Below are 1086 nucleotides of genomic sequence, written 5' to 3'. Positions count from 1 at the left end.
TTAGCCAAGTCACCACTAGAGGCCAAGATGAGGTTAAACGTTGTAGAAGGGAATCGATTGTTGAGTCGGTGAGACAGTTCTTGCCACAAATCGTCTGGCAGTGAGTCATCACGCGCCACCCAGACTTCGGCGTTGAAGCCTTCGGAGATTTGCGCGCATGTTTTTCTGATTCGTTGAGCTGTGACCAATAAATACTCGCAATCTTTGTAAATTGCTTTTCCCGCTTCCGAAAGCGTCAGTTGGTTTCCTGTTCTTGTGAACAACTCAACATCGAGCTCTTTTTCTAATGCCTTGATCGACATGCTGAGTTTGGTTCGGTTACAGTCTAACTGCCGCGCAGCTTCGGAGACTGAGCCACACTCTGCGATAGTGCAGAAAGCTTCTACCTGAGTTAAGTTCATGATTTGACACAACCAATTAAGAATTTGCAATAAAGTAGGGCACGATAGAGATGTGCTCCCAAAGCTGTGAAAGATTATCGAAAAAAATAGTAATTCGCCAGATAAGTCTATGGTCTTTTAGCGGTTTTGCGGTACCCTATAGCCTATTAATTTCAAAATGCGCCAACTGCATTTTGACGTCACATAGTGATATGTGGGCTATAAGAAGTGAACATGGAGGCCACGATGGCACAAGATTGGGACGGCTTAGCAAAGAACTGGGAATCGAACCCAGCAACAGAGCAATTTGCGCAGTCGGTGTTTGCACAGTTACAACAGCTAACTCAGCTTGATGGCATTAAAGTTTTAGATTTTGGATGCGGCACCGGGCAATTAAGCCAATTGTTGTCACCCATTGTTAAGGATATTGTGGCGTTAGATGCGTCTGAAGCCATGATTGAAGAGCTCGACAAAAAAGAGTTACTCAACGTTGAGCCAGTCGTAGATGCATTATCACGAGGTTTAGTGGCGCAACATCCTGCTTTCCGCGGACAATTTGATCTTGTGGTTGCGTCTTCTGTCCTTGCTTTTGTCGATGATGTGGAATCATCGTTAGACATTGCCCATTCGTTGCTAAATGAAGGTGGTTACTTCGTTCATTTTGATTGGGTTGCAGAATCCGAGCAAGACGGCTTCACCTTAAGCC

Annotated in this window: 2 protein-coding genes; one reads left to right on the top strand and one right to left on the bottom strand. The window is 45.0% G+C overall.

The genetic code is table 11. From position 1 onward, the window contains the following. The coding region (locus R8269_RS25830) for a LysR family transcriptional regulator (protein ID WP_318222988.1) at positions 1-401 on the bottom strand (401 nt) is incomplete at its 3' end. 225 nt (positions 402-626) lie between these two features. Between R8269_RS25830 and R8269_RS25825 the strand changes: the two genes are divergently transcribed. Next, positions 627-1086 (top strand): class I SAM-dependent methyltransferase (locus tag R8269_RS25825; protein WP_318222987.1); only part of this gene is annotated, 460 nt, incomplete at its 3' end.

The organism is Vibrio sp. Vb0667 (assembly GCF_033391095.1).
Note: the sequence above shows the minus strand (reverse complement) of the source record. Positions and strands in the feature narration are given on the sequence as shown.